The following is a 395-nucleotide window of genomic DNA, read 5'->3' as shown; positions in this document are numbered from 1 at the left end:
GCGTCACCGTCCTCGACCCGCCCGAGCCGGTCGCTCTCCAGCTCGGCGAGCGCGATCCGGTCGGCCCGCAGCGGGCGGCGCAGCGCCGCGACCACGGCCTTGCCGACGTCCCGCACGGTGACGGCGGTGGACAGGGCGGCGGCGAGGCGCTGCACCCGGGCCTCGTCGGTGACGTCGGCGCGCAGCGAGGAGGCGTCGGCGACGGTGCCGACGAGGTGGGCCGGGCGCCCCTCGCCGCCGTGCTCCAGCCGGCCGCGCAGGCGCAGCCACCGGGGAGGTCCGGCGGGCTGGAGCACCCGGAACTCCAGCTCGCGGTCGCCGATGGTCATGTGGTCGGCCTCCACCACGGACATCAGCGAGGGCAGGTCCTCGGGGACGGCCAGGCCGAGCAGGGT

1 protein-coding gene is annotated in these 395 nt (G+C 78.0%); it reads right to left on the bottom strand.

Annotated features, from left to right (window positions below; all coding sequences use genetic code 11):
- On the bottom strand, positions 1-395 hold a 395-nt coding region (locus LPA54_RS41345), incomplete at both ends, for a PAS domain-containing protein (RefSeq protein WP_228985523.1).

Source organism: Streptomyces sp. DH12, assembly GCF_020873895.1.
Taxonomy (GTDB): Bacteria; Actinomycetota; Actinomycetes; order Streptomycetales; family Streptomycetaceae; genus Streptomyces.
The sequence above is the reverse complement of the archived record's forward strand: the minus strand, read 5'-3'. Positions and strand labels throughout refer to the sequence as shown.